This is a genomic window from Dethiosulfovibrio faecalis (assembly GCF_021568795.1).
Taxonomy (GTDB): Bacteria; Synergistota; Synergistia; order Synergistales; family Dethiosulfovibrionaceae; genus Dethiosulfovibrio; species Dethiosulfovibrio faecalis.
Genome location: NZ_JAKGUE010000035.1, coordinates 1 through 1,685, shown reverse-complemented (window position 1 = coordinate 1,685; position 1,685 = coordinate 1). Strand labels below are relative to the sequence as shown.

Annotated in this window: 3 protein-coding genes; all 3 read left to right on the top strand. The window is 57.5% G+C overall.

The window, feature by feature from the left end; genetic code table 11:
• On the top strand, window positions 1-874 hold an 874-nt coding region (locus tag L2W58_RS12955), incomplete at its 5' end, for a helix-turn-helix domain-containing protein (protein ID WP_236103831.1).
• A complete protein-coding gene (locus tag L2W58_RS12950; protein ID WP_236103830.1) occupies window positions 871-1,305 on the top strand; it encodes a hypothetical protein in 435 nt (144 codons plus the stop codon). The genes L2W58_RS12955 and L2W58_RS12950, both read left to right, overlap by 4 nt.
• A 22-nt stretch (window positions 1,306-1,327) precedes the next feature.
• Window positions 1,328-1,564, top strand: a complete 237-nt coding sequence (locus L2W58_RS12945) for a hypothetical protein (RefSeq protein ID WP_236103829.1) — start codon at window positions 1,328-1,330, stop codon at window positions 1,562-1,564.
• Window positions 1,565-1,685 lie beyond the last annotated feature (121 nt).

The following is a 1,685-nucleotide window of genomic DNA, read 5'->3' as shown; positions in this document are numbered from 1 at the left end:
TGACCATGTGGAGCGCAACATAGTAATAGACAACCGAAAGTTCTGGTTCGCCAGGGTGGACATCTCCGTACTGCTGGACGAAGGAATAGACGCCTATGCGAAAGCCACCTACGCCGTACTGTGCGCCTACGCCGGATCGGGCAGGGAATGCTTTCCCAGTGCGGAGACCCTGGCTAAAAAGGTGAAGTGCAGCAGGGACCGACTCTTCAAGAGCCTCAGGATACTGGTGGAGTTCGGGGTGTTGGAGAAGGTGACCCAGTCCAACAAATCATTCCAGACGGTCAACAAATACATCTTAACGGGAGGCTCCGATTCTCGACAGGCAGTCCGCCAAACGGACACCGAGAGTCCGTCAGAAAGACTCCCGCAGTCCGTCTCACGGACCCCCGGTGTACGCCAGGCGGACCCCCGGTGTCCGTCAGACGTACACAGAACTAGAGACATAGAACTAGAACCAAAGAACGATAAAGACATAGTGGGCAAGTCCGCCGAAGACACGGCGGGACTTCCCCTCGACCCCGTGCCCGGGGAGGAAGTCGTACCCCAACCGGGGGAGACTCCGCCTCCCTGTCCCTACAGGGCCATAGCCGATCTCTGGGACGAGGTGATGGTCCCTATGGGCAAGCGAGGCGTCAGGATCCTCTCGGAGACCAGACAGAACACCCTGAGATCCCGATGGAGGACCAAAGGCGACCCCGGCGCCCCTCCATGGCCATGGGCCGACCTGAAAACCTGGCGGGAGTACTTTTTGTACGTATCCCAGAGCAAGTTTCTGGTGGACGGCAGATTCTGCGACTTCGACTGGGTGATAAAGAAATCCAACTGGATCAAGATCCGGGAGGGCAAATACCACCAGGAAGGAGACTGCCGATGATCCGTCAGGCCTGCGGTCCCGATTTCGTCGGTGACCTGAGGGAAATGCTGGCCCGTAGGGGCATAGCCGTCAGGGAACGCTCCGAGGAAGAGCGGTGGAACCGGGTAATGGCCTACGTACGCAAAAGGCTGAACTACATAGGCCCCATAACCCGGGAACTCTTTCCGGAAGAACTCTGCGACTACGAAACCCTGGTCGAATGGGGGGAGCACTGCGACAGCTGTAGCAACCCGGCTAAGTGCCCTCACTACGGTTACAGGGGCGAGATCCGGATGAGGAAATACTGGAAAGGCAAACACTACTCCTCGGGCGTGTTCGTGCCCGAATACTACGGCGGGAAATGCGGTGCGTATCTGGATGCCAAGAAGGAGGAGGAGCGGGACAAGAAAGACGCCCCGTCGGGATCTCCCTCCGGAGGCTTCCGGTGGTGAGGGGAAAGGGAGGAAGTGAAGAATGAGCACGGTAAAAGATCTATTGGAGCGGATCGCCAGTTACGTCGACAAAGACGAAAGGTGGCTAGACTCGGAGATAGAGTGTTCTGTTGACATGTCAGTCGACGGAGACGAGGCAACCTATGGCGATAGGGTATTTGGATCTTCGGTCTGTGCTATCGAACCCGTCAACGAAGGACCTAACGGTGCTCCGGTGGCTTTGACCATTTGTTTCGAGCTCGAAGAGAAGGTGCCGTAATTCAATGATCCCCGGAGTTTACGATACCGAAGACCCCGACGAGGTGGTGGCCTGTAGGGCTCCGTGGAGACACAACGAATACGGAATGGGGTGCTCCTGGCGGCCTGAGGGCTGTCGGGAG

What these genes read in the sequence shown, in the direction of transcription:
- L2W58_RS12950 (WP_236103830.1), top strand. Translation starts at nt 871, where the DNA reads ATGATCCGTCAGGCCTGCGGTCCCGATTTCGTCGGTGACCTGAGGGAA.
- L2W58_RS12945 (WP_236103829.1), top strand. Translation starts at nt 1,328, where the DNA reads ATGAGCACGGTAAAAGATCTATTGGAGCGGATCGCCAGTTACGTCGAC.